Source organism: Extensimonas vulgaris (genome assembly GCF_003337425.1).
In the GTDB taxonomy this organism is placed as follows: domain Bacteria; phylum Pseudomonadota; class Gammaproteobacteria; order Burkholderiales; family Burkholderiaceae_C; genus Extensimonas; species Extensimonas vulgaris.
In genome coordinates this window covers 147,705-171,009 of the sequence record NZ_QPJU01000001.1, presented here as the reverse complement: position 1 = coordinate 171,009, position 23,305 = coordinate 147,705, and the positions used below count along the sequence as shown (strand labels likewise).

The window sequence follows — 23,305 nt, the reverse complement described above, 5'->3', positions numbered from 1 at the left end:
CGCCGAATCTCCGCCTGGACTTACGCAAACAAGGATGGAATAAAGTTTTTTCAGGGGCGAGCGCCTTGCCTGATCCCGTTTTGCGTAAGTCGTGCCCGCTCAACTGAACCAGTTTTTCAGCCGCTCCGTCCAGCTTTGGGCGCTCGGCGAGTGCCGGTGCCCCCCTTTTTTGAGCGACTCATCGAGCTCACGCAGCAGTTTGCGCTGGTGCTCGGTGAGGCGCACGGGCGTTTCGACGGTGATGTGGCAATACAAGTCACCCGGGTGGCTCGAACGTATGCCCTTGATGCCCTTGCCGCGTAGACGGAACTGCTTGCCTGCCTGCGTGCCTTCGGGAATGTCGATCACGGCCTTGCCGTCGAGCGTGGGCACCTCGATTTCACCGCCCAGCGCCGCGGTGATGAAGCTCACGGGCACTTGGCAGTGCAAGTCATCGCCGTCGCGTTCGAAGATTTCGTGCTTTTTGACGCGGATTTCGATGTAGAGGTCACCCGGCGGGCCGCCGTTGACGCCGGGCTCGCCATTGCCCGTGCTGCGGATGCGCATGCCGTCGTCTATACCCGCAGGGATTTTGACTTCGAGCGTCTTTTGCTTCTTCACGCGGCCTTGGCCATGGCAGCTTGGGCAGGGCTCGGGGATGATCTTGCCCGAACCACGGCAGTGTGGGCAGGTCTGTTGCACGCTGAAAAAACCCTGGCGCATCTGCACCGTCCCGCTGCCGCCGCAGGTGTTGCAGGTCTTGGCGCTGGTGCCTGGCTTGGCGCCGCTGCCGTGGCAGGTGTCGCAGCTTTCCCAGGACGGGATGCGGATTTGTGCATCCTTGCCGCGGGCGGCTTCTTCGAGCGTGATTTCGAGCGCGTAGCTCAGATCACTGCCACGATAGACCTGGCGCCCACCCGTGCGGCGGCCTTGCCCAAAAATGTCACCAAAAATGTCACCAAAGGCTTCGGCAAAGCCGCCAAAACCATCACCCCCACCGTGTCCGCGCATGTTGGGGTCGACGCCCGCGTGCCCCCATTGGTCGTAGGCCGCGCGTTTTTGCGGGTCGGAAAGCATCTCGTAAGCTTCCTTGACCTCTTTGAATTTTTCTTCGGCGTGTTTGTCGGCATCTCCCTGGTTGCGGTCAGGGTGGTACTTCATCGCCAGTTTGCGGTAAGCCTTTTTGATCTCATCGTCGGAGGCGTTCTTGGGAACGCCCAAGACTTCGTAATAGTCTCGCTTGGACATGTTTCGGAGCCAGGGTGGAACATGGAAACGCCGCGCCCGCCTCTTGCGAGGGCTCGGCGCGGCGGTGAATCGTCACTTGGAACGTGGAAAGAGGGCCAGCAAAGCCTACTGCGTGCCTTCAGTCTTTTTTGACTTCTTTGACCTCGGCATCGACCACGTCATCGTCGGCATTGGCCGAAGATGATGCACCGGCCGAGCTGCCGGCCCCCGCTTGGGCGCCTGCAGCCTGAGCATCGGCGTATAGCTTCTCACCAAGCTTCTGGCTCGCGCTCATCAGCGCTGCGGTCTTGGTCGTGATGGCGTCTTTGTCATCGCCCTTGATCGCGTCTTCGAGCTCTTTGATCGCTGCCGTGATCTTGTCTTTCTCGGCGGCGTCGAGCTTGTCGCCATGCTCGGCCAGACTCTTGTTGACGCTGTGGATCGCGGCATCGGCCTCGTTGCGCGCCTGCACCAACTCGACCTTGCGCTTGTCCTCGGCAGCGTTGAGCTCGGCGTCCTTGACCATGCGCTGGATCTCTTCTTCCGACAGCCCCGAGTTGGCCTTGATGGTGATCTTGTTTTCTTTCCCGGTGCTCTTGTCCTTGGCGCTCACGTGCAGGATGCCGTTGGCGTCGATGTCGAAGGTCACCTCGATCTGCGGCAGGCCGCGCGGCGCGGGTGCGATGCCCTCGAGGTTGAATTCACCCAGCAGTTTGTTGGCCGAGGCGATTTCGCGCTCGCCCTGGTACACCTTGATGGTCACCGCAGGTTGGTTGTCTTCGGCGGTCGAGAAAGTTTGCGTGAACTTGGTCGGAATGGTCGTGTTCTTGGGGATCATCTTGGTCATGACGCCACCCAAGGTTTCGATACCCAAGGACAACGGCGTCACGTCGAGCAGCAGCACGTCCTTGCGCTCACCCGAGAGCACCTGGCCTTGGATGGCCGCGCCAATGGCCACGGCTTCATCAGGGTTGACGTCCTTGCGCGGCTCCTTGCCGAAGAATTCCTTGACCTTCTCCTGCACCTTGGGCATGCGCGTCATGCCGCCGACGAGGATCACGTCGTTGATGTCGGACACCGACACGCCGGCGTCCTTGATTGCGATGCGGCAGGGCTCGATCGTGCGTGCGATCAAATCCTCGACCAAGCTCTCGAGCTTGGCGCGCGTGAGCTTGATGTTGAGGTGTTTGGGCCCCGACGCATCGGCCGTGATGTAGGGCAGGTTGATGTCGGTCTGGGTCGAGTTCGAGAGCTCGATCTTGGCTTTTTCGGCGGCTTCTTTGAGGCGTTGCAGCGCCAGCACGTCCTTGCTCAAGTCAACACCTTGTTCTTTCTTGAACTCGGTGATGATGTAGTCGATGATGCGCTGGTCGAAGTCTTCGCCACCGAGGAAGGTGTCGCCGTTGGTCGAGAGCACTTCGAACTGCTTTTCGCCTTCGACGTCGGCGATCTCGATGATCGAGATGTCGAAGGTACCGCCGCCCAGGTCATAGACGGCGATCTTGCGGTCGCCCTTACCGGCCTTGTCGAGGCCGAAAGCGAGTGCTGCCGCCGTGGGCTCGTTGATGATGCGCTTGACTTCGAGCCCGGCGATGCGGCCCGCGTCTTTGGTGGCCTGGCGCTGTGCGTCGTTGAAGTAGGCCGGCACGGTGATGACGGCCTCGGTCACGGTTTCACCGAGGTAATCTTCGGCGGTTTTCTTCATCTTGCGCAGCACTTCGGCGCTGATTTGCTGCGGCGCCAGTTTTTGCCCGCGCACTTCGACCCAAGCGTCGCCGTTGTCGGCCTTGACAATCTTGTAGGGCATCAGGTGGATGTCCTTTTGCACCTCTTTGTCTTCGAATTTGCGGCCGATCAGACGCTTGACGGCGTAAATCGTGTTTTTGGCGTTGGTCACGGCTTGGCGCTTGGCGGCTGCGCCGACCAGGATTTCGCCGTTTTCGAGGTAGGCCACGACCGAGGGCGTGGTGCGTGCACCTTCGCTGTTTTCGATCACGCGCGGGGTGTTGCCCTCCATCACGGCCACGCAGCTATTGGTCGTGCCGAGGTCAATACCGATGATTTTTCCCATGATGTAATTCTCCTTTGGATGCTGAGGAATGCTTGCTACGTAACTTGTGGATCGGCGCTTGCGCTTCAAGGCGAGCGGACAGATTTATTTCCGCTCAGGCCCGAGTGCCGGTTCACTGCTTGGGTGCAGCCACGGTGACGAGCGCGGGACGCAGTACGCGGTCGGCTATCAGATAGCCTTTTTGTAGCACTGCGACGATGGTGTTGGGCTCTTGCTCGGCGGGCACCATGCTGATGGCCTGGTGGCGGTGCGGGTCGAACTTTTCGCCTACGGCGGGATGGATGGCGAGCACTTTGTTGCGCTCCAGCGCCGTCATGAGCTGGCGCAGGGTGGCGTCCACGCCTTCGCGCAATTGCTGCGGGGTTGCTTCTTTGACGGCGAGCGCCGCTTCAAGGCTGTCGGCCACCGGTAGCAGGCTCTCGGCAAAGCTCTCGATACCGAATTTGCGTGCTTTGGCGATTTCTTCCTCGGCGCGGCGGCGGGCGTTTTCGGCCTCGGCTTTGGCACGCAGGAATTGATCGGCGAGCTCTGCGCTCTTGGCCTTGAGCTCGGCCAGTTCGGCCTGCAGGCGCGCGATCTCGTCGGCAGCGTGGGTTGCCATGTTTTCCTGCCCTGGTGCAGCAGCGGTGGTATCGGAGGAGGGGGTGTTGGGCGTGTTGTCGGACATGTCGATTTTTTATGGATGGAACAACATGCAGTGAGATTGGGGCGAAGTCGGCAGATTTCAAGCTGATTCTCACGGCGCAGCGGGAAACCCGTCTGAGACAATCGCCGCATGAGTGAAGTGCCTGCAAAATTTTCCCCTTCCATCCTTTCTAATGCCATTCCCGGTGTCCCCGATCCCTTGCCAGAAGGCTGGCTAGCAGCCTGTCGGACTTTGGGCGTCGAAAGCGAGAATGCGCCCCAGCGAGGCCAGTTTTTGCCGGATTCGCCGCCCCATAGCGGGACTATGGGGCAAGAAGCCGGTAAAAAATGGGCCGCTGCGGCGCATTCGCAGCCGACGATTCCACAGTCCGACAGGCTGCTAGCCATCGAGTCGCTCGATCTGGAGGCGCAGGGCGTTGCGCACCGGCCCGATGGCAAGGTGGTGTTCGTCGAGGGTGCGCTGCCCTTCGAACTCGTGAGCGCGCAGACCTACCGCAAAAAGAACCAGTGGGAGCAGGCCAGCCTCACGGCCATCCACCGGCCCTCGTCGCAGCGCGTGCAACCCGGCTGCCCACATTTCGGCCTGCACGCGGGTGCCTGCGGCGGCTGCAAGATGCAGCATTTGCACCCGGGCGCGCAGGTCGCGATCAAGCAGCGTGTGCTCGAAGACAACCTCTGGCATCTGGGCAAGGTGCGGCCCGACATGGTGCTGCGCCCCATCGAAGGGCCGGCCTGGGGCTACCGCTACCGCGCACGCCTGTCCGTGCGCTACGTGGCGAAAAAGGGCGCAGTGCTGATCGGCTTTCACGAGCGCAAGAGCCGCTACGTGGCGGACATGCAGGTCTGCCCCGTGCTGCCCGCGCACGTGAGTGCCCTGCTGTTGCCGCTGCGCGCGCTGGTGGCCGCGCTCGATGCGCGCGACAGCTGCCCGCAGATCGAGCTCGCCTGTGGCGACACCGTGACGGCGCTGGTGCTGCGCCACCTGCAGCCGCTCTCGCCTGCCGACCTCGCGCGGCTGCGCGCCTTTGCCGGCGCGCACCGCGTGCAATGGTGGCTGCAGCCCAAGGGGCCGGACACGGTGCACTTGCTCGACCCAGGCGGCGAGGAGCTGGCGTACCACCTGCCCGAGTTCGGCATCACCATGCCCTTTCGACCGACCGACTTCACGCAGGTGAACCCGCACATCAACCGCGTGCTGGTCGTGCGCGCGCTGCGCCTGCTCGACGTGCGGCCGCACGAGCGCGTGATCGACTGGTTTTGCGGTCTGGGCAACTTCACGCTACCACTGGCCACGCAGGCGCGTGCGGTGCTGGGCGTGGAGGGCAGCGCAACACTGGTTGCACGGGCGCGTGAAAACTATGAGAAAAATAAGGCACTAAGGCAGACGGGACAAGCATTAGCAGATACGAATTTCGTAGCGCGCAACCTGTTCGAGATGACGCCCGAGCAGCTCATGGCCGACGGCGTGGCCGACAAGTGGCTGGTCGATCCGCCGCGCGAAGGGGCTTTTGCCCTCGCCAAGGCGCTGGCCGATATTGCGCAGGCCCGCCAGGGCGCGCCGGGCGCCGCGCCGCTGCCTGCCTCTGCCGCGGGCTGGACGCCGCCGCGGCGCATCGTCTATGTGAGCTGCAACCCCGCGACGCTCGCGCGCGACGCGGGCCTGCTGGTGCACCTGGCGGGCTATCGCTGCGCGGCGGCGGGCGTGGTCAACATGTTTCCGCACACGGCGCATGTGGAGAGCGTGGCGGTGTTCGAGTTGCCCGATTCGACCCAAGCACCCGAGCCGCCGGTCTGAAGCGCCGGGCTGAGGTGCCTGGCCTAAGTGGGTTAAGACTTGCTGGCCGCGTCCGCCGCGGGAGGTGCTTCGGTGTTGCCGCCCGCTTCGCCGTTCGCTGGCGGAATGCTCTTGCTGAGCTGCGGCGGGATGCCCTCGATCTTGTTGTCGCGCATGTACTGGTCCATGTCCTTCCAGCCCGCGAAGATGGCGGCCTTGGGCGCCTTGGGGTTGAGGGTGTAGCAGTCTTCGAGGCTGCGCTGCGCATGCCGGCAGGCCGCGCCTATGGCCTGCGCCTCGGCCTCGCGCTGGGCGATGCGCGGATCGGGTCCCAGGCCCGGAATGTCGCAACCGGCGAGCAGCAGCCCGAACGCGGCGACGAGCAGGAGGCGTGGCTTGAAAAGATGGATGGCGGGGCGAGGCATTGCCTGGATTATCGACAAAGGGCTGCGGGACTTGAACCTGTAATACAAAAAGGCCCCTTGCGGAGCCTTTTGCTGGGACGGAAAAAGCAGCCGCTCAGTCGCGCTCGCCACCGAAGATGCCCAGCAGCGCGAGCAGGCTCTGGAACACGTTGAACAAGTCCAGGTACAGGGCCAGCGTGGCGCTGATGTAGTTGGTCTCGCCGCCGTCGATGATCTGCTTGAGGTCGTACAGCATATAGACGCTGAAGAGACCTATCGCCGCGACCGAGATCGCCAGCATGCCCGCCGTGGAGCCCACGAACAGGTTGACCACGCTGCCCACGAGCAGCACGAGCACGCCCACGAACAGCCATTGCGCAAGGCCCGAGAGGTCGCGCTTGATCACGCTCGCGAGCGTCGCCATGACGACGAACACGCCGGCCGTGCCCGCGAATGCGGTGGTGATGAGCGAAACGCCATTCCTGAAGCCCAGCACCATGCCGATCAGGCCCGAAAGCATCAGGCCCATGAAGAAGGTGAAGGCGAGCAGCACGGCGATGCCGGCGGCCGAGTGCTTGGTTTTTTCGATCGCAAACATGAAGCCGAACGCGCCGGCCATGAAGACGATCAGCCCCAGCCCGCCGTGCAGCATTTGCGTGATGCCCGTGGCCACGCCCAGCCAGGCGCCGAGCACCGTGGGCAGCAGGCTCAGCGCGAGCAGCCAGTAGGTGTTGCGCAGCACTTTGCGGCGCTGCTCCTGCGCGGACAGGTCAAAAACCTGTGCAGGGTTCACGGTGGAGAGTGGTTGGTTCATGGCGTCGGCTCCTTGTCGGTCAGATGAACGCAGGCATTGTAGATAGGGCTTTGCTGTGCCATGTCAATGGCCCTACGTTCCTTTGTCTATTTGTGTCAAGGGTTTTGTGGCTCGATCACGAAGCCGATCTTGCGCAGCCCCGCGCGCTGCGCCAGCGCCATCGCCTGGGCCACGCGCTCGTAGCGCACGGCGCGGTCGCCGCTGATGTGCAGGTCGGGTTGCGGTTGCCGGGCGGCCTCGGCCTGCAAGAGTGCGGGCAGCGCGTCGTCCGACACCGGCGTGCCGTTCAGAAAATAGCGGCCGTCGGCGGCGACGCTCAGGCGCACGGTAGTCGGCTGCACGACTTCGGGCTGGTTGGCTGCGCGCGGCAGCTCGACGTTGACCGAGTGCTTCATCACGGGCACGGTGATGATGAAAATGATGAGCAGCACCAGCATGACGTCAACCAGCGGCGTCATGTTGATCTCGTTCATGACCTCGTCGTCGTCGCCGAAGGCAGCGTCCTGGATTCCGAGCGCCATGGTTATGCACCTTTCTTGAGGGGCAGCACCTTGCCGGCGGCCTCGGCCCCGGTGGCAGTGGCGGTGCGGCTACCGGCGACGAAGTAGCTGTGCAGGTCGTGCGCAAAGCGGCGCAGCTGGTGCAGCACGGCCTTGTTGCCGCGCACGAGGGCGTTGTAGCCGAGCACGGCGGGAATCGCCACGGCCAGGCCCAGCGCTGTCATGATCAACGCCTCGCCCACGGGGCCCGCGACCTTGTCTATGGTCGACTGGCCCGTGGTGCCTATGGACAGCAGCGCGTGGTAAATGCCCCACACGGTGCCGAACAGGCCCACGAAGGGCGCCGTCGAGCCCACCGAGGCCAGGATGGCCAGGCCCGATTGCAGGCGCGCGCTGCAGTCGTCGAGGTGGTTGCGCAGGCTGCGCGTGATCCACTCGCTGCGGTCGAGCTGGTCTTGCAGGCTCGCTTGCGCGTGGTGCGCGCTGGCCTCCTGCGCGGCCTGGGCGAGTTGGCGAAAGGGGTTATCCGGATCGTCACCGAGGCGCGCGAGGCCCGCGCCGAAGTCTTCGCTGCGCCAAAAATCCTGCGCCGCGCGCGCGTGCCGGCGCAGCCGCAGCACATCCCAGGCCTTGAGCAGGATGACGATCCACGAGGCCAGCGACATGAGCAGCAGCAGCACGGCGACGCCGCGCGTCACCCAGTCGCCCTGCGCCCAGAGGTTGGAGATGCCGAATTGGGATTCCATGAAAACTCCTTTACTCGAGAACGAATTGAATGGGCACCAGCGTCCACATGGCCTCGGGCACGCCGTTGCGCTTGCCGGGCACGAAGCGCCAGTGCTGCACGGCCTCTTGGGCCTGGCGGTCGAGCCGGTCGTAGCCGCTGGATTGGCTGATTTCGACCTTTTGCGGCAGCCCTTCGGCGCTGATGAGCACGCGCAGCACCACCTTGCCCTGCTCGCCCATGCGCTTGCTGATGGCGGGGTAGGGCGGCTTGGGGTTGTTGAGGTAGGCGGCGTTGCTCGACGGCAGTTCGATGCGCGGCGGTGCCGGCGCTGGCGTAGTGGCAGTCGGGGCGGCGGGAGCGGCAGTGGGCGCCGCGCTCGGTGCATTGGGCGCAGGCTCGGCCGCGGGCTGCGCGGCAGTGAGTTCCGAAGGTGCTTGCGTGGCCGGTGCGGGCTGCGCTTTCGGCGCAGGCTGGGGCCGCGGCGTGGGGCGCGGCTTGTCCGGCACGGGGGGCGTGGGGGCGGGCTTGGGCGCCGGAGTGCTTTGCGGCGCGGGCGCAGGTGGGGTGGTGACTTGGCTCAGCAGCTCGGCCGGCACGATCAAAGGCGCTGGCGCGGGCGGCGCCTGGCGCTGCAGGCCCGCCTGCAAGGCCCACAGCGCCGCGCCGTGCAGCAGCAACACCAGCAGCGCGACCACGGCCTTGCGGCGGGCGCCTGCAGGCGCTGGAAAAGAATTCGATTCAAACATGAAAAAGTGAGCTGCCAACGCAGGTGGAATCTGGGCTAGCACCCGAAAAACATCAAAATCATTTGCGCATGATCCACCATGCCGAGCCGGCTACCAGGATCAAGCTGAGCATGAGGATGGTGAATGGTTCCATGAGGCAGGCCTCGTCGTGGCGCTCGGCATGGATTATGAATGAGAATATGTCTCATTTGATGCGATGGGCTAAAAATTTCCGACATCCGCGAGTATCTCGCGCCCGGCTTGCGCGAGCGTGGCGCAGCCCGTGAGCGCCATTGCGACTTCGAGTTCGTCGCGCAGCAGGCGTAGCACATGCGCGACGCCGGCCGCGCCCGAGTGGGCCAGCCCCCAGACGATGGGGCGGCCCACGAGCACGGCGCGCGCGCCCAGGGCGATGGCCTTGAGCACGTCGGTGCCGCGGCGGATGCCACCGTCCACGAGCAGCGGCAGCGCGCCGCCCGTGGCGTCGGCGATGCGCGGCAGCACGCTGGCCGTGCTCGGCGTGGTGTCGAGCGTGCGCCCGCCGTGGTTCGAGACGATCACGGCGGCCACGCCATGCGCCAGCGCGGTGCGCGCGTCTTCGGGGTGCAGCACGCCCTTGAGCAGCACGGGCAGGCGCGTGCTGGACTGTAGCCATTGCACGTCGTCCCAGGTTGGGGCATGGCGCAGCAGGCCGTCGAACAGGGCGCTGGAGCCCGCTGGGGCGCCGTTGCTGGGGCCGGTGCCGCCAGAGGCCGAGGGCGCAGCCGCCGCAGGCAGATTCACCGCGCGTATGCCGGGCGGCAGGCGAAAGCCGGCGCGCCACTCGCGCTCGCGCACGCCGCTGCACGGGGCATCGACGGTCAGCACCAGCGCCTCGTAACCCGCGGCTTCGGCGCGCTGCACGAGTTCGCGCGTCTGGCCGCGGTCGGGCTGCAGGTAGAGCTGGAACCACAGCGGCCCGCGGCCCGCGTCGCCGAGCATGGCCTGGGCCACGGCTTCGAGCGGCTGGCTCGCCTGCGTGCTGAGCACCAGGCCCGCGCCCAGCGCCGCGGCGGCGTAGGCCGTGGCCAGCTCGCCGTCGGGGTGCGCGAGGCGCTGGAACGCCACGGGCGCGAGCATGATGGGGTGCGCGAGCGTGCGTCCGAGCAGCTCGCAGCGCGTGTGCCCGCCCGCGAGCGGGCGCAGCACGCGCGGCGCCAGAGTGAGCGCGTCCCAGGCGCTGCGGTTGGCGCGCAGCGTGATCTCGTCGGCCGCGCCACCGCTGAAGTAGGCCCAGACCGGCCCGTCCAGGCGCGCCAGCGCATGGCGCTCGTGGTCGGCCAGGGTGAAGAGGTCAGTGGGCAGGGTGTGCCTTTGCGGCGTGGTGGACATGGTTGAATTTCAAGCCAAATAAGCTCCTAGCGCTTATCCATCAAGCGCAAGCAGCTATCAAAATGAGATTAAAGACCTGCCATCAGGTGTCGGCCCACAGGCGCAGCAGGTTGTGGTAGGTGCCCGTGAGGCCGATCACGGCGGGGTCGCTCTCGCCCAGGCTTTGGCGCAGCGCGAGCAGGTGCATGTCCATGTCGTAGAGCAGTTCGCGCTGCGTGGTCGAGCGCACCATGCTCTGCACCCAGAAAAAGCTCGCGAGGCGCGCGCCGCGCGTCACGGGCGTGACTTGGTGCACGGTGCTGCCGGGGTAGAGGATCAGGTCGCCCGCGGGCAGCTTGATGCGGCGCTCGCCCTGCGCCTGCTGGATCAGCAGCTCGCCGCCGTCGTATTCGTCGGGCGCACTCAGAAACAGTGTGCACGAGATGTCGCTGCGCACCCACTGCCCCGTGGCCTGCGAGTGCAGCACCGCGCCGTCGATGTGCGGGCCGTAGAAGTTGCTATCGCCGCTGTAGCGGTTGAACAGCGGGTTGAAGATCTTTTGCGGCAGCGCGGCCGAGAAAAACAGCGGCGCGCGCTGTAGTGCCGAGAGCACCAGCGTGCGCAGTTGCTGCGCCTCGGGGCTGGCCTGCGCGAGCTGCGCGTTGTTTTTCTGGGCCAGCGCCTGCGCGCCGGCGCTGCTGCGCCCGTCTACCCAGGGCGCGTCGGGGCCGAGCAGACGGCGCGCCGAGGCGAGCTCTTCGGCGTCCAGGATGTGCGGGATGTGCAGGAACATGGTGCGGATCAAAAACGGGTCAGAAACGGCTCTTGAACGTCAGCTGCGCCGCGCGCGCCGGGCCGGGGGCGTAAAAACCGCGGTACAGCGTGTCGGCGTAGAGCTTGTTGGCCAGGTTGCTCACGTTGAGTTTGAGTGAATTCTTCTCGTCGATGGTGTATTCGAGCATCGCGTCAAGGGTGGCAAAGCCGGGCGCGGTGACATTGCGTGCACCTTCGGGATTTTGCCGGCCGCGGTAGTTCAGGCCGCCGCCCAGGCGCAGCTCGGGCGTGAGGGCGTAGGTCGTCCAGAGGCTGCCGCTGTGCCTGGGCGTGAGCGCGGGCCGGTCGCCCTGCACCTGCGCACCGCCGCCGTTCGCCGCGAGCACCTGGTTGCTTTGGTCGATCTTGGCGTCGGGGATCCAGGTGTGGTTGAAGAACATCTCCCACTTGGGCGTGATGCGCCCGGCGAGGTTGAATTCCATGCCCGCGGCGTGGCGCTTGCCCGAGAGCAGCTGCTGTTCGCTGGCGACGTCGGGGTCGGTGTTGCGCTCGTTGTATTTTTCGCTGTAGAACAGCGCGACGCCCAGCGCCGCGCGCCGCTCGAACAGGTCGAACTTGCCGCCGATTTCGAAGTTGCGGCTCTTTTCGGGACCGGTATTCGCGGTTTTGGCCGTGTTGGCGTTGGGGTTGATGTCGTATTGGTAGGCGTCGCCCGAGGTGTTGTACGAGGTGCCATACGACACGTAGTACGAAGCCACGGGGCTCGGCTGGTAGAGCAGGCCCAGGCGCGGGCTGAAGAGGTTGTCATTGCGCTCGTTGTTGATCTTGCCCGAGGGGCTGTAGTACGAGGCCGAGAAGTGGTCGTAGCGCAGCCCGGCCACAAGCTTGAACGCTCCCGTGAGCTCCAGCGTATCCTGCATATACAAACCCAGGTCGTGCACGGCGTAGGTGTTGAAGACGGGGTTGCCGCGCGTGTCGGGCCGCCAGGCGCCGTCGTTGGGCGTGCCTACCGTCGTGTTCAGGCCGCTCGCCGGGCCTGCAAAATTCTGGTTGCGCCGTGCATCGTCGTAGTAATAGTCCAGCCCTGCGAGGATGGCATTGTTCTTGCCGAACCACGAAAAATTGCGGCTGTAGTCGCTTTGCAGCTGCGTCAGTTCGCTGATGCCCACGCGGCCTTTGGGCGTGCGGATGATGACGGTGTCGGGGTTGAGGTTGGCCAGCGTCGTGCCCGGCGCGAAGCGGATCGCGCTGGCCCAGAGGTCGCGCTCGTAGCGGCCATGGCGCAGGCGCGTTTGCAGCGTGCCGTCGGCGTTGAAGCCCTCGTCCTCGAAGCGGTGCGTGTGCGAAAAGGTCACATATTGCGCCGAAGTGTCGAGGTAGTCGCTCGCCAGCCCGTAGTAATTGCGCGCCGGCAGCGTCGGGATGATGGTGCCCTTGCTGCTCAGGAACCACGGATGGTTGTAAAGCGGCCTGCCGTGCACGTCGAGGTAGTACGCGCCGACCGAAAACTCATCCGTGCTGCCTATGCCCCAGCTGTATGTGGGCGCGATACCGCGCTTTTTCTTGAAAGCGCCAAAGTCGTATTCATTGTGCACCATGGCATTGAGGCGCAGCGCCGCGTCCTTGCCGGTCTGGATGTTGAAGTCGCCCGTGAGGCGATGCTCGCGCCCCGTGCCAAAGGTGTAGCTGACCTCTTTTTGATCCAGCAGCAGGGGCATTTTGCTGACCTGGTTCACCACGCCGCCGGTCGAGCCCTTGCCGAATAGCATCGAGGCCGAGCCCTTGAGCACCTCCACGCGGTCATCGTTGAAAGTGTCGCGCTCGTACAGCGGCGCGTCGCGCATGCCGTCGATGTAGAGGTCACCCGCCTGCAGCAGCGAAAAGCCGCGCATGCGCACGTCCTCCTCGCCCGTCTCGCCAGCCTGAAAGGTCACGCCCGCCGTGCTGCGCAGCACGGCGCGCAGGTCATCCTGGTTGCGGTCGGCCATGAGCTTTTCGGTGAACACCGTCACGGTCTGCGGGATGTCGCGCAGCTCCTGCTCTCCCTTGCCGATGCGCGTTTTTTCCACCTTGAGCGTGTCCTTGGCCTGGACTTGCACATTCTCGCGCACGGTGACGGTGGAGAGGGTGGGGCTGCCGGCGTCGCTCGTCTCTTGCGCCCACGCGCCCATGGATGCCGATGCAGCCAGCATCAGTGCGCCTAGGAGCCTGTCGGGATTTGGAATCGTCGGCTGCGAATGCGCCGCAGCGGCCCATTTTCGACAGGCTCCTGGCGGCACGGCGACGCCTTCTGTGCGCAACGGTGGTGTTTGTGAGGATTGGGCCAGAGCAGGTTGTGGCAGGGGCGGTGTCAAGAGGAATTTCCTTTCGTCGTCAAAAGCGCCGGTTTTGTCCTCGGCAAACGCTGCGCCAGCACGCAGCGAAGCAGGGTCAGGCATTGCAAGTAATGTTCGAAATCTTAACGCAATTGAGAAGTATTCCTATTGATTAAATAAATTTTTTTACGGCCAACGCTTACCATGGCGTCCATGGGTGCTGATGCGGTGCGCGAGCCGTTGTGGGCCTTGCCGCGCACACTCGATCGATCGGCGCAACGCGCCGGGGCGATGGATTTGGGAATTTCAGCGGTCAGGGGCCGGCCGAAGCGCATTTTCGACTTCGGCCACTGAGATCCAGCGGGCTTGCGCTGGCGAAAGCTTCAGCTCGGCTCGTGCCACTGTTGCCACAGCTCGGGCACGAAGCCTACGCTGATATGCATCTGGTCATTTTGTTGCCATTCGATCACGGGGCGTTTGATGATGCTCGGCTGTGCGAGCATCAACGCACGCGCGCTCGCCATGTCGTGCACGCTGGCTTGGACGGCAGGGTCGAGTTTGCGCCAGGTCGTTCCTTGGCGGTTGAGCAGCTTCTCCCAGCCCACGGCGTGCAGCCAGGCATCCAGCCGCTCGGGCGGGACGCCCTGTTTTTTGAAGTCATGAAAGCGGTAGGGCAAACCGTGTTCGTCGAGCCAGGCGCGTGCTTTTTTGACGCTGGTACAGGCGGGAATGCCATAAACGGTGATGTGAATGTCGTGCGGGTTTTGCATTTTGTGCATCATGCGTCATGCGGGGCTGGGCGACAATCCCCGGCTATGCGAATCCCACCTCAAACGCTCGAAGGCTGGCTGCGCCACTGTGAGCAATTGCATCCAAAAACCATAGCGCTGGGCCTGGAGCGCGTGCGCACCGTGGCGCAGCGCTTGGACTTGCGCTTTCACTGCCCGGTGATCACCGTCGCGGGCACCAATGGCAAGGGCTCGACCTGCGCGCTGCTCGAAGCCATCGCTGTGCAGGCCGGCTACCGCACGGGCGTCTATACCTCGCCGCACCTCGTGCATTTCGAGGAGCGCTGCCGCGTGCACGGCGAAACGGTGAAAGCATCAGATTTGATAGCGCACTTCGAAGCCGTAGAGAGCGCTAGAGTGCAAAACGGCGATGAAATACCGCTCACGTATTTCGAGTTCACCACGCTCGCCATCCTGCGCCTGCTGAGCCAGTCGCTGCTCGATGTGGCGATCCTCGAGGTTGGGCTGGGCGGGCGGCTCGATGCGACCAACATCATCGACGCCGACTGCGCCGTCATCACGAGCATAGACCTCGACCATACCGAATACCTCGGGCCCGACCGCGAAAGCATAGGGCGCGAAAAGGCCGGCATCTTACGCATGGGCCGCCCTGCGGTGCTCAGCGACCCCGTGCCGCCGCAAAGCGTGCTCGACCATGCGCGCGAAATCGGCGCCGACCTGTGGCTTTTGGGGCGCGACTTCAACTTCTCCGGCGACAAGCAGCAATGGAGCTGGGCCGGACGCGGGCGCCGCTATACGGGGCTTGCGTTCCCGGCCCTGCGCGGCGCGAACCAGTTGCTCAATGCCGCGGGCGTGTTGGCCGCGCTGACGGCGCTGCGCGAGCGCCTGCCCGTCTCGGCCCAGGCCATACGCAACGGCCTGGCGCTGGTCGAATTACCCGGGCGCTTCCAGGTCGTGCCGGGGCAGCCCGCGCTGGTGCTCGACGTGGCGCACAACCCGCATTCGGTCGCGGCGCTGGCGGCGAATCTCGACGCGATGGGTTTCTTTCCGCGCACGCACGCGGTCTTCGGTGCGATGGCCGACAAAGACCTGCCGGCCATGCTCGCCAAGGTGGCACCGTTGATCGATCGCTGGTACTTCACCGATCTGCCCACGCCGCGCGCCGCATCGGCGGCAGCCTTGCAGCAGCAGTGGCAGACCTGGCAGTGCGCCGCAGGGCAGCGGCCCGTGCCCAGCAGCGTGCATGCCGATCCGCTGCAAGCCTTGCAGGCAGCGGCTGCGGCGGCAGAGCCGGTTGATAGAATCGTCGTCTTTGGTTCCTTTTACACGGTGGGCGGCGTCTTGGTGCACGGCGTGCCGCGGCTGCATGCGCGCCACGCCGACAGTGCGAATGTGGACTGAGAGGCTGAGAATATTTCGTCCATGGCCGCCTTGCACACCCAAACACCCCCGCTCGTCGTTGCAAATGCTCGCCATAGCCCGCGCTATGGCTGCGCTTTACGCCTCGATCGGTGGTGTTTGGGTGTGCCTTTCGGCCGCGGCCGAAAAACTCTCAGCCTCTGAGCCTGTTTGACCCACGCCTTCGGTTTCCCATCCATGGCATTTTTCAAGATTCGCTGGCCCGGCCAGAACGCGCAGCAGCACAAGCCTGCCCAGCGTTCGCGCGCTGGCGTGCCCGAAAGCGTCGAGGTCATGCGTCGGCGGGCGCGCCATCGTCTCATCGGCGCGGCCGTGCTGCTGTTGCTCGGGGTGATCGGATTTCCGCTGTTGTTCGACACGCAGCCGCGCCCCGTTCCAGCCAACATCCCCATCGAAATTCCCGACCGCAACAAGGTCGCGCCATTCGTGGTTCCGGCCTCTTCGCCGGCCGCTGCGCCGCTGGACGGCTCGGTTTCTGGGCCCGTGGTGCCAGCAGCATCCTCGGCCAAGGAGGGAAATGAGGCCGGCAAACCTGCTTCGGCCGAGCGCTCTGCCGTGGCGCAGGCAGGTTTGGACAGCGGCGAAGAGCTCGTGCCAGCGCCTGTTGCGAAACCCGTGCCGAAATCTGCCGCGGTAGCGCCCGCTGCTTCCAGGCCGCAGGGGAGCGCGCAAGCCGAGCCCAAATCCGCCCCGAGCCACAAACCCGACGCCAGTGCTTTCGCACCGCCTGCAGCCAAGCATGAAACCAAAGCGCCCTCCGTGGTTCCTGCGGAGCGCAAAACCTCGCCGGATGAAGCAGCGCGCGTGCGCGCTCTGCTGGAGGGCGGTGCGGGGGCTTCCTCGGTCGCTGGCGCGGGGGCCACGCAGACCAATGCGGCGCGCTTCGTCGTCCAGGTCGGAGCCTTTGCCGACGCGGACAAGGCACGCGAGGTACGCACCAAGCTCGAACGCGCGGGACTCAAGACCTACACACAGGTGCTCGACACCAAGGATGGCAAACGCACGCGCGTGCGCGTCGGGCCGTTTGCGAGCAAGGCCGAGGCCGACAAGGCAGCGGCGCGAATCCATGGGCTCGGCCTGTCGGCGTCCGTGCTGGGTCTGTAATGTGCAAAGGCTTGCATGATGGCCGCGCTCGACTGGCTTTGCCTGGCGGTACTGCTCGTTTCCATGCTGTTGGGTACCCTGCGCGGACTGGTGTTCGAAATGCTGTCGGTGCTCGGCTGGGTGTTCGCGTTCTGGCTGGCCCAGCGGTTTTCTGCCGACGTCGCGCTTTTCCTGCCTTTTGCCGAAATCCCAAACAGCGTGCGCCATGCCGTCGGTTTCGTGCTGGTGTTGGTCGTGGCGGTGTTTGCCAGTGGCTTCGTGGCCTGGGGCATGCAAAAGCTCGTGCATGCGACGGGTTTGCGCCCAGCCGATCGCCTGCTCGGTGCCGCATTTGGTGCCTTGCGTGGGGTGGTGTTGCTCCTGGTCTTGGCGCTGCTCGCAGCATGGACGCCCGTGCACGAAGCGCATTGGTGGCGGGCCTCGTACAGCGCGCCCTTGCTCAGCAGCATGTTGAGCCAGGTCAAACCCGTTTTGCCGTCAGATTGGGGGCGGCAACTGCCGTCTTGAAAGTTTTTTGGACTTACGCAAACAAGGGTGCAACAAAGTGTTTTCCCGTGAGGCGAGCGCTTTGCCGGAGCCCGATTTGCGTAAATCGTGTTTTTTATAGGGTAGCCCATGAAAAGACCGCAGACAGATTCTGGGCTGCGGAGATGGCAGCGCGATTTGCGGCCGTGCCCATGAAAGGATGGAACTGAACTATGTGTGGAATCGTGGGCGTCGTCAGCACAGAGCCCGTCAATCAGCTGATTTATGACGCCTTGCTGCTGTTGCAGCACCGTGGCCAAGATGCCGCGGGCATCGCAACCCAGCAAGGGCGCAAGTTTTTCATGCACAAAGCCAAAGGTATGGTGCGCGACGTGTTTCGCACGCGCAACATGCGCGCGCTGCCGGGCAATGTTGGCGTGGGCCAGGTGCGTTATCCGACGGCGGGCAATGCGTTCAGTGAAGAAGAGGCGCAGCCGTTTTACGTGAATGCGCCTTTTGGCATCGTGCTCGTGCACAACGGCAATCTCACGAACGCCAGTGCTTTGCGTGCCGAGCTGTTCCTGACCGACCATCGGCACATCAACACCGAGAGCGACTCCGAGGTGCTGCTCAACGTGCTCGCGCACGAGCTCGAACGCGCAACGCGCGGTGTGCCGCTCACGCCCGAAGACGTCTTCACAGCCGTGCAAGCAGTGCATCGGCGTGTGCGCGGCGCTTATGCGGTGGTGGCGATGATCGCGGGGCATGGCGTGCTCGCGTTTCGTGATCCGCACGGCATCCGACCGCTCGCGCTGGGGCGCGGCGCCGACGGCAGTGCGATGCTGGCGAGCGAATCGGTGGCGATCGAAGGCACGGGGCATGTCTTCGAGCGCGACATCGCTCCGGGCGAGGCCGTGTTCATCACGTGCGACGGCCAAATCCATGCGCGCCAATGCGCCGATGCACCGCGGCTCAACCCCTGCATTTTCGAGTTCGTCTATCTCGCGCGGCCCGACTCGGTGCTCGATGGCATTTCGGTCTACCAGGCGCGTCTGAATCTCGGTGAAGCATTGGCCAAACGCGTGGTTTCCACGGTACCGCCGAGCGAAATCGACGTCATCATCCCGATTCCCGAGTCGAGCCGCCCCAGCGCGACCCAGCTCGCGCAATTGCTTGGCATCCCTTACCGCGAGGGTTTCGTCAAAAACCGTTACGTGGGGCGCACCTTCATCATGCCAGGGCAGAGCGTGCGCAAAAAATCCGTGCGCCAAAAGCTCAATGCGATCGCGAGTGAATTCAAGGGGCGCAACGTGCTGCTCGTCGATGACTCTATCGTGCGCGGCACCACGTCCAGAGAAATCGTGCAAATGGCGCGCGAAGCCGGTGCGCGCAAGGTCTATATGGCGAGCGCGGCGCCGCCCGTGCGCTATCCGAACGTGTACGGCATAGACATGCCTACGGCCAGCGAGCTGGTCGCGCATGGCCGCACCATCGAAGAGGTGCGCCAGATCATCGGCTGCGACGCCCTCATCTACCAAGACGTCGACGGCATGAAAAAAGCCATTGGCGCATTGAATCCGGCGATCGCTGCGTTCGAGGCCTCTTGTTTCGATGGGGTGTACGTCACGGGCGATGTCACACCCGAAACCATCGCCTGCATGAACGAGGGGCGCTGTGCGGTCGACGACGGTGCTGCCGACGCCTCGCGCCTGGCGCTGCCCAACGCGCAGGAAGCCTGACCCGTATCGACCCATCGTGCCCCGCGACCCTTTGCAATGACTGAACGAAATTCTCTTCCTCCCGCGCAAGTGCGCACCCGCTTTGCCCCTTCACCGACGGGCTTCATCCATCTGGGCAACATCCGCTCGGCGCTTTACCCCTGGGCCTTCGCGCGCTCGCAAGGTGGAGTGTTCATTCTGCGCATCGAGGACACCGACCTCGAGCGCTCCACCCAGGCTGCCGTGGACGTGATCCTCGAGAGCATGCACTGGCTCGGCATGGACCCCGACGAGGGGCCGTACTACCAGATGCAGCGCATGCCGCGCTACAAGGAAGTGCTGGCCCAGCTGCAGGCCGCGGGCCATGTCTATCCTTGCTACATGAGCGTGGCCGAGCTCGACGCGCTGCGCGAAAAGCAGCTCGCGGCCAAGCAAAAGCCGCGCTACGACGGCACTTGGCGCCCCGAGCCAGGCAAGGTTCTGCCGCCCATCCCGCCGGGCGTGCAGCCCGTGCTGCGCTTCAAGAATCCGCACAGCGGCGTGGTCGCGTGGGACGACAAGGTCAAGGGGCGCATCGAGATTCGCAATGAGGAGCTCGACGACCTCGTGGTCGCACGCCCCGACGGCACACCCACCTACAACTTTTGCGTGGTGGTCGATGACATCGACATGCGCATTACGCACGTCATTCGCGGCGATGACCACGTGAACAACACGCCGCGCCAGATCAACATCTTTCGCGCCCTGGGGCACGAGCCCCCGATCTACGCACACCTGCCCACCGTGCTCAACGAGCGTGGCGAGAAGATGAGCAAGCGCAACGGCGCGAAGCCCGTCACCCAGTACCGCGACGAAGGCTACCTGCCAGATGCCATCATCAACTACCTTGCGCGGCTGGGCTGGAGCCATGGCGACGATGAAATTTTTACGCGCGAGCAATTCTTGCAGTGGTTCGACCTGGAGCACCTGAGCCGCAGCGCCGCGCAGTTCGACGAGGCCAAACTGCGCTGGGTCAATGCCCAGCACCTCAAGGCGATGGCCGATGAAGCCTTGGCAGAGCTCGTCGCAGAGCAGCTTGCCAAACGTGGCATTGCGCCTGCCGATCTTGCCGATGGCCGCTTGCCGCGCATCTGTGCACTTTTCAAGGACCGCTGCGACACCACCGTGGCGCTCGCCGATTGGGCTTTCAGGTTTTATGCCGACGTCATACCTGCCGAGAGCGACCGGGCCCAGCACGTGATCGAGGCGATCGAGCCTGCGCTCGAAGATTTGGTCCAGGCTTTGGCTGCATGCGCGTGGAACAAGGAGGCGATCGGTGCGGCCTTCAAACAGGTGCTTGCCCGCCATGGCCTCAAAATGCCCCAGCTGGCGATGCCCGTGCGCGTGTTGACCATGGGCGTGGCCCATACTCCTTCGGTCGATGCCGTGCTCGAATTGCTGGGACGTGAAAAAGTTCTAGCGCGATTGAAAAATCGCTAAAAAAGGGCCTATAATGCGAGGCTCTGATGACGACGACAAGCACACGATGCTTTCAGTTGCCAAGGGGGTATAGCTCAGCTGGGAGAGCGCTTGCATGGCATGCAAGAGGTCAGCGGTTCGATCCCGCTTACCTCCACCAAGTCAGAGATAGCTCAGTTGGGCTGTAGAAAAAGTTTTTTGGTTCCTGGTTTTGACCCTATCGTCTAGAGGCCTAGGACATCACCCTTTCACGGTGAGTACCGGGGTTCGAATCCCCGTAGGGTCGCCAAGTTTGCAGCACTTGGCTCGCTTCGCAAGAAGCGAAGCAAACGCTGTACCGACGCGGAGTGGTAGTTCAGTCGGTTAGAATACCGGCCTGTCACGCCGGGGGTCGCGGGTTCGAGTCCCGTCCACTCCGCCACCGATATCTGTAAGTCGTTGTTTTGAAAAAGCTTTTTAGCTTGCAAGGCAACGATTCACAAGTCAAATCAGAACGCCGCAACGGTTTCCGTTTGCGGCGTTTGTCTTTCGCGGACGCTGTGCCGCAAGCCCGTCAAAATCGCTGCCGACGCTATGACGCTCCATTGGCAAAGCGATGGCTCCTCCATCTCCGCGACAATCCCGCCCCATGCTCGGGCTCATTTCGGCAATTTCTGATTTCCCAGACGTTTCCCCCATGCTGCTCGCGGCCGCTGCTGCGTTCGCGTTGCTGATCGACCGGCTGCTGGGCGAGCCGCCCGCGCGCTGGCATCCGGTCGTGTGGATGGGGCGCGGCCTGGGTTGGGCGGGTGCGCGCATCGCGCCGCGCGTTCCCACGGCGCGGGGTTTTGGGTCTTTTTGGCTCTCAGCGCTTGTCTGGTGTGCGCTTGCAGCTATCGTCGTAGGAGCTTCTTGGGGCTTGCAATGGGCGGCGCTGCAATTGCCGGCGCTGCCTGCAGCGCTGCTGCTGGGTGTGCTGCTCAAGCCGCTGCTGGCCTGGCGCATGCTCGAGGCCGAGGTAGGGGCTGTGGAGGCGGCGCTGGCGCAGTCGCTCGCTGCGGGGCGCGCACGGCTGGCCTGGCTCGTGAGCCGGGACGTGGCGGCGCTCGATGCGGCGCAGGTGCGCGAGAGCGCCATCGAGAGCCTGGCCGAGAATTTGAACGATTCGGTGGTGGCGCCGCTCTTTTGGTTTGCCGTGGCGGGGCTGCCCGGCGCAGCGCTGTACCGCTTTGCCAACACTGCCGATGCGATGTGGGGGTACCCCTGCATGCACGGCGGGCGCTATTGGCAGTGGGCCGGTAAATGGGCGGCGCGGGCGGACGATGTGCTCTCGTGGCTACCCGCGCGCGCGACGGCCTTGCTGCTCGCGGCGCTTGCGTGCTGGCCGCCGCGTGCTGCGCAGCGCGTGCCCTTGCGCACGCTGCGTCGCGAGGCGGCGCGCACGCCTTCGCCCAACAGCGGCTGGCCCATGTCCGCAATGGCGCTCGCGCTGGGCGTGCGGCTGGGCAAGCCCGGTGTCTATCAGCTGCACGGCGCGGGGAGAGTGGTGCAGGCGGGCGACGTGCAGGCGGCGCTGAAATTGGCACGAAAAGTGCCGCTTGTGCTTAGTCTGCTTGCGCTGGCAGCTTCTGTTTTGATAGTTTCTGGAGGCGCATTTTGGCTTTGAACGTCGCAAGCAATTCGGGCAATGCAAGCAACGGGGCGCGCGTGCACGGCGGGCCCGACGCGCAGGGCGTGGCCGCGCACGACTTTTCCACCAACGCGAACGCTTGCGGCCCGTGCCCGCTGGCGCTGGCTGCCGTGCAGCAGGCCGACGCGGCGCACTACCCCGACCCGGCCTACACCGCGCTGCGCGCACAGCTCGCGGCCTTGCACGGCGTGGCGCCCGCGCGCATCGTGATCGCGGCCAGCGCGAGCGAGTTCATCTACCGCATCACGGCCTGGGCCGCGCACACGCTGCCCCCCGGCACGCGCACCGTGGCGCTGCCCCCACATGGCTATGGCGACTACGCGCACGCCGCGCGGGCCTGGGGGCTGCGCGTGGTGCACGCCGTGCACGAAGTGGGTGATGCGGGTGATGCGGGTGATGCCTCCGTGCCCGGCTTGCATTGGGCCTGCGAGCCCGGCAGTCCGCTCGGGCAGGCGGATGCAGCGCTCGTGGCCTGGCGCATGGCGGCGATGCAGGGCGGCATGCAACGGGATGTGGCTGTGGACAGGGTTGTGGATGGGTTTGGGGATAGGTCTGTGGACGGGCTTGTGCACAAGGCCATGGAAAGGCCGCGCGAAGGGGTACGTGAACGTCTGCGCGATGAACCTTGCGAAGAACCGTACAACGAACCCGTCGGCGCGCCTGCCACGGTGCGCGTGCTCGACTGCGCCTACGCGCCGCTGCGCCTGTCGGGCCAGCCCAGTCTGGACGCAGCGGCGCTGGACGCCGTGTGGCGGCTGTATTCGCCCAACAAGGCGCTGGGCCTGACGGGCGTGCGCGCGGCCTACGCGATCGCCCCGGCGGGTGGGCAGGAGGCGATGGTGGCGCAAATGGTCGTGCAGCTCGAGGCGCTGGCCCCGTCGTGGCCCCTCGGTGCGCACGGCGTGGCGCTGCTGGCCGCCTGGACGCAGCCCGCGGTGCACGCCTGGCTGCAAGAGAGCCTGCACACGCTGCGCCGCTGGAAGGCGCGCCAGACTGCGCTCCTGCGGGCGCAGGGCTGGCAGGTGCTGGAGAGCGAAGCGCCGTTTTTCTGCGCCCGCCCCCCGGTCGCCGACGTGCCCGCGCTGTGCGCGCAGCTGCGCCGCCACGGTGTGCGCTTGCGCGACTGCAGCTCGTTCGGCCTGCCCGGCCTGGTACGCCTGGGCGTGCGTGCACCGGCGTCGCAGGATGCGTTGCTGCGGGCGTGGGAAGAAATGGGCGTGCGGCAAGAGTCCGCCCACCCGGTGGAGCACGCCGCTACCGCTGCTTGCGCGCCGGACGCTCGAAGGAGGGATTGCCAGCCAGGAGCCTGTCGGACTTTGGGCGTCGAAAGCGAGAATGCGCCCCAGCAGGCAGGCTGGGTTACACCCCAACCTACTTACCTACGCTGACCCAGCCATCCGCCAGAGCCCGCGTAGGTG

20 protein-coding genes and 3 tRNA genes are annotated in these 23,305 nt (G+C 64.8%); 11 read left to right on the top strand and 12 right to left on the bottom strand.

Annotation, left to right across the window (positions count from 1 at the left end; all coding sequences use genetic code 11):
- Positions 1-99 precede the first annotated feature (99 nt).
- The 3 genes from dnaJ to grpE form a co-directional block, all read right to left on the bottom strand.
- Complete coding sequence (gene dnaJ, locus DFR45_RS00760; RefSeq protein WP_114481800.1) at positions 100-1,227, bottom strand: molecular chaperone DnaJ; 1,128 nt, start codon at positions 1,225-1,227, stop codon at positions 100-102.
- 118 nt (positions 1,228-1,345) lie between these two features.
- Positions 1,346-3,277: a molecular chaperone DnaK gene (gene dnaK, locus DFR45_RS00755; protein ID WP_114481799.1), complete on the bottom strand. Its 1,932-nt coding sequence runs from the start codon at positions 3,275-3,277 to the stop codon at positions 1,346-1,348.
- Between the two features lie 112 nt (positions 3,278-3,389).
- Complete coding sequence (gene grpE / locus DFR45_RS00750; RefSeq protein ID WP_114481798.1) at positions 3,390-3,944, bottom strand: nucleotide exchange factor GrpE; 555 nt, start codon at positions 3,942-3,944, stop codon at positions 3,390-3,392.
- Between the two features lie 282 nt (positions 3,945-4,226).
- Here grpE and rlmD point away from each other — a divergent pair, with 282 nt between their 5' ends.
- Positions 4,227-5,717 (top strand): 23S rRNA (uracil(1939)-C(5))-methyltransferase RlmD, encoded by a 1,491-nt coding sequence (rlmD, locus tag DFR45_RS00745; protein ID WP_114481797.1) that lies wholly within the window; start codon positions 4,227-4,229, stop codon positions 5,715-5,717.
- Between the two features lie 32 nt (positions 5,718-5,749).
- Here the strand turns inward: rlmD and DFR45_RS00740 are convergent, their stop codons facing one another.
- The 9 genes from DFR45_RS00740 to DFR45_RS00700 form a co-directional block, all read right to left on the bottom strand.
- Positions 5,750-6,121 (bottom strand): hypothetical protein, encoded by a 372-nt coding sequence (locus DFR45_RS00740; RefSeq protein WP_241659333.1) that lies wholly within the window; start codon positions 6,119-6,121, stop codon positions 5,750-5,752.
- Between the two features lie 94 nt (positions 6,122-6,215).
- On the bottom strand, positions 6,216-6,914 hold the full coding sequence (locus tag DFR45_RS00735; RefSeq protein WP_114481796.1) for a Bax inhibitor-1 family protein: 699 nt from the start codon (positions 6,912-6,914) through the stop codon (positions 6,216-6,218).
- Positions 6,915-7,009: 95 nt separating this feature from the next.
- Positions 7,010-7,435, bottom strand: a complete 426-nt coding sequence (locus DFR45_RS00730; RefSeq protein WP_114481795.1) for an ExbD/TolR family protein — start codon at positions 7,433-7,435, stop codon at positions 7,010-7,012.
- Between the two features lie 2 nt (positions 7,436-7,437).
- Positions 7,438-8,160 (bottom strand): MotA/TolQ/ExbB proton channel family protein, encoded by a 723-nt coding sequence (locus DFR45_RS00725; protein ID WP_114481794.1) that lies wholly within the window; start codon positions 8,158-8,160, stop codon positions 7,438-7,440.
- A gap of 10 nt (positions 8,161-8,170) precedes the next feature.
- On the bottom strand, positions 8,171-8,887 hold the full coding sequence (locus tag DFR45_RS00720; RefSeq protein WP_114481793.1) for an energy transducer TonB: 717 nt from the start codon (positions 8,885-8,887) through the stop codon (positions 8,171-8,173).
- Positions 8,888-9,088: 201 nt separating this feature from the next.
- Entirely contained in the window at positions 9,089-10,237 is a 1,149-nt protein-coding gene (locus tag DFR45_RS00715; RefSeq protein WP_114481792.1) for an alpha-hydroxy acid oxidase, read from the bottom strand.
- An 82-nt stretch (positions 10,238-10,319) separates the two neighbouring features.
- A complete protein-coding gene (locus DFR45_RS00710) occupies positions 10,320-11,009 on the bottom strand; it encodes a Fe2+-dependent dioxygenase (RefSeq protein ID WP_114481791.1) in 690 nt (229 codons plus the stop codon).
- A 19-nt stretch (positions 11,010-11,028) separates the two neighbouring features.
- On the bottom strand, positions 11,029-13,290 hold the full coding sequence (locus DFR45_RS00705) for a TonB-dependent receptor (protein ID WP_338324283.1): 2,262 nt from the start codon (positions 13,288-13,290) through the stop codon (positions 11,029-11,031).
- A 398-nt stretch (positions 13,291-13,688) separates the two neighbouring features.
- A complete protein-coding gene (locus tag DFR45_RS00700) occupies positions 13,689-14,075 on the bottom strand; it encodes an ArsC family reductase (RefSeq protein WP_114482166.1) in 387 nt (128 codons plus the stop codon).
- 45 nt (positions 14,076-14,120) lie between these two features.
- Here DFR45_RS00700 and folC point away from each other — a divergent pair, with 45 nt between their 5' ends.
- From folC to DFR45_RS14615, 10 genes are all read left to right on the top strand, one after another.
- Positions 14,121-15,455, top strand: a complete 1,335-nt coding sequence (folC, locus tag DFR45_RS00695) for a bifunctional tetrahydrofolate synthase/dihydrofolate synthase (RefSeq protein ID WP_114481790.1) — start codon at positions 14,121-14,123, stop codon at positions 15,453-15,455.
- 195 nt (positions 15,456-15,650) lie between these two features.
- On the top strand, positions 15,651-16,577 hold the full coding sequence (locus DFR45_RS00690; RefSeq protein ID WP_114481789.1) for an SPOR domain-containing protein: 927 nt from the start codon (positions 15,651-15,653) through the stop codon (positions 16,575-16,577).
- A gap of 18 nt (positions 16,578-16,595) precedes the next feature.
- Complete coding sequence (locus tag DFR45_RS00685) at positions 16,596-17,084, top strand: CvpA family protein (protein WP_114482165.1); 489 nt, start codon at positions 16,596-16,598, stop codon at positions 17,082-17,084.
- A gap of 191 nt (positions 17,085-17,275) precedes the next feature.
- The gene (gene purF, locus DFR45_RS00680) at positions 17,276-18,781 is read left to right on the top strand and encodes an amidophosphoribosyltransferase (RefSeq protein WP_114481788.1); all 1,506 of its coding nucleotides are present in this window, start codon (positions 17,276-17,278) and stop codon (positions 18,779-18,781) included.
- Between the two features lie 36 nt (positions 18,782-18,817).
- Positions 18,818-20,239, top strand: a complete 1,422-nt coding sequence (gltX, locus tag DFR45_RS00675) for a glutamate--tRNA ligase (RefSeq protein WP_114481787.1) — start codon at positions 18,818-18,820, stop codon at positions 20,237-20,239.
- A 63-nt stretch (positions 20,240-20,302) separates the two neighbouring features.
- Positions 20,303-20,378: transfer RNA gene (locus DFR45_RS00670), tRNA-Ala, on the top strand.
- 53 nt (positions 20,379-20,431) lie between these two features.
- Positions 20,432-20,507 (top strand) — tRNA-Glu (locus DFR45_RS00665).
- 55 nt (positions 20,508-20,562) lie between these two features.
- Positions 20,563-20,639, top strand: a tRNA-Asp gene (locus tag DFR45_RS00660).
- Between the two features lie 255 nt (positions 20,640-20,894).
- The gene (cbiB, locus tag DFR45_RS00655) at positions 20,895-21,863 is read left to right on the top strand and encodes an adenosylcobinamide-phosphate synthase CbiB (RefSeq protein WP_241659332.1); all 969 of its coding nucleotides are present in this window, start codon (positions 20,895-20,897) and stop codon (positions 21,861-21,863) included.
- The gene (locus tag DFR45_RS14615) at positions 21,854-23,275 is read left to right on the top strand and encodes an aminotransferase class I/II-fold pyridoxal phosphate-dependent enzyme (protein WP_241659331.1); all 1,422 of its coding nucleotides are present in this window, start codon (positions 21,854-21,856) and stop codon (positions 23,273-23,275) included. The genes cbiB and DFR45_RS14615 overlap by 10 nt, the downstream gene beginning before the upstream one ends.
- The last annotated feature ends 30 nt before the right edge of the window (positions 23,276-23,305 follow it).

Coding starts and splice junctions, on each gene's coding strand:
- dnaJ (WP_114481800.1), bottom strand. CDS start 1,227: ATGTCCAAGCGAGACTATTACGAAGTCTTGGGCGTTCCCAAGAACGCC.
- dnaK (WP_114481799.1), bottom strand. CDS start 3,277: ATGGGAAAAATCATCGGTATTGACCTCGGCACGACCAATAGCTGCGTG.
- grpE (WP_114481798.1), bottom strand. CDS start 3,944: ATGTCCGACAACACGCCCAACACCCCCTCCTCCGATACCACCGCTGCT.
- rlmD (WP_114481797.1), top strand. CDS start 4,227: ATGGGGCAAGAAGCCGGTAAAAAATGGGCCGCTGCGGCGCATTCGCAG.
- DFR45_RS00740 (WP_241659333.1), bottom strand. CDS start 6,121: ATGCCTCGCCCCGCCATCCATCTTTTCAAGCCACGCCTCCTGCTCGTC.
- DFR45_RS00735 (WP_114481796.1), bottom strand. CDS start 6,914: ATGAACCAACCACTCTCCACCGTGAACCCTGCACAGGTTTTTGACCTG.
- DFR45_RS00730 (WP_114481795.1), bottom strand. CDS start 7,435: ATGGCGCTCGGAATCCAGGACGCTGCCTTCGGCGACGACGACGAGGTC.
- DFR45_RS00725 (WP_114481794.1), bottom strand. CDS start 8,160: ATGGAATCCCAATTCGGCATCTCCAACCTCTGGGCGCAGGGCGACTGG.
- DFR45_RS00720 (WP_114481793.1), bottom strand. CDS start 8,887: ATGTTTGAATCGAATTCTTTTCCAGCGCCTGCAGGCGCCCGCCGCAAG.
- DFR45_RS00715 (WP_114481792.1), bottom strand. CDS start 10,237: ATGTCCACCACGCCGCAAAGGCACACCCTGCCCACTGACCTCTTCACC.
- DFR45_RS00710 (WP_114481791.1), bottom strand. CDS start 11,009: ATGTTCCTGCACATCCCGCACATCCTGGACGCCGAAGAGCTCGCCTCG.
- DFR45_RS00700 (WP_114482166.1), bottom strand. CDS start 14,075: ATGCAAAACCCGCACGACATTCACATCACCGTTTATGGCATTCCCGCC.
- folC (WP_114481790.1), top strand. CDS start 14,121: ATGCGAATCCCACCTCAAACGCTCGAAGGCTGGCTGCGCCACTGTGAG.
- DFR45_RS00690 (WP_114481789.1), top strand. CDS start 15,651: ATGGCATTTTTCAAGATTCGCTGGCCCGGCCAGAACGCGCAGCAGCAC.
- DFR45_RS00685 (WP_114482165.1), top strand. CDS start 16,596: ATGGCCGCGCTCGACTGGCTTTGCCTGGCGGTACTGCTCGTTTCCATG.
- purF (WP_114481788.1), top strand. CDS start 17,276: ATGTGTGGAATCGTGGGCGTCGTCAGCACAGAGCCCGTCAATCAGCTG.
- gltX (WP_114481787.1), top strand. CDS start 18,818: ATGACTGAACGAAATTCTCTTCCTCCCGCGCAAGTGCGCACCCGCTTT.
- cbiB (WP_241659332.1), top strand. CDS start 20,895: ATGCTGCTCGCGGCCGCTGCTGCGTTCGCGTTGCTGATCGACCGGCTG.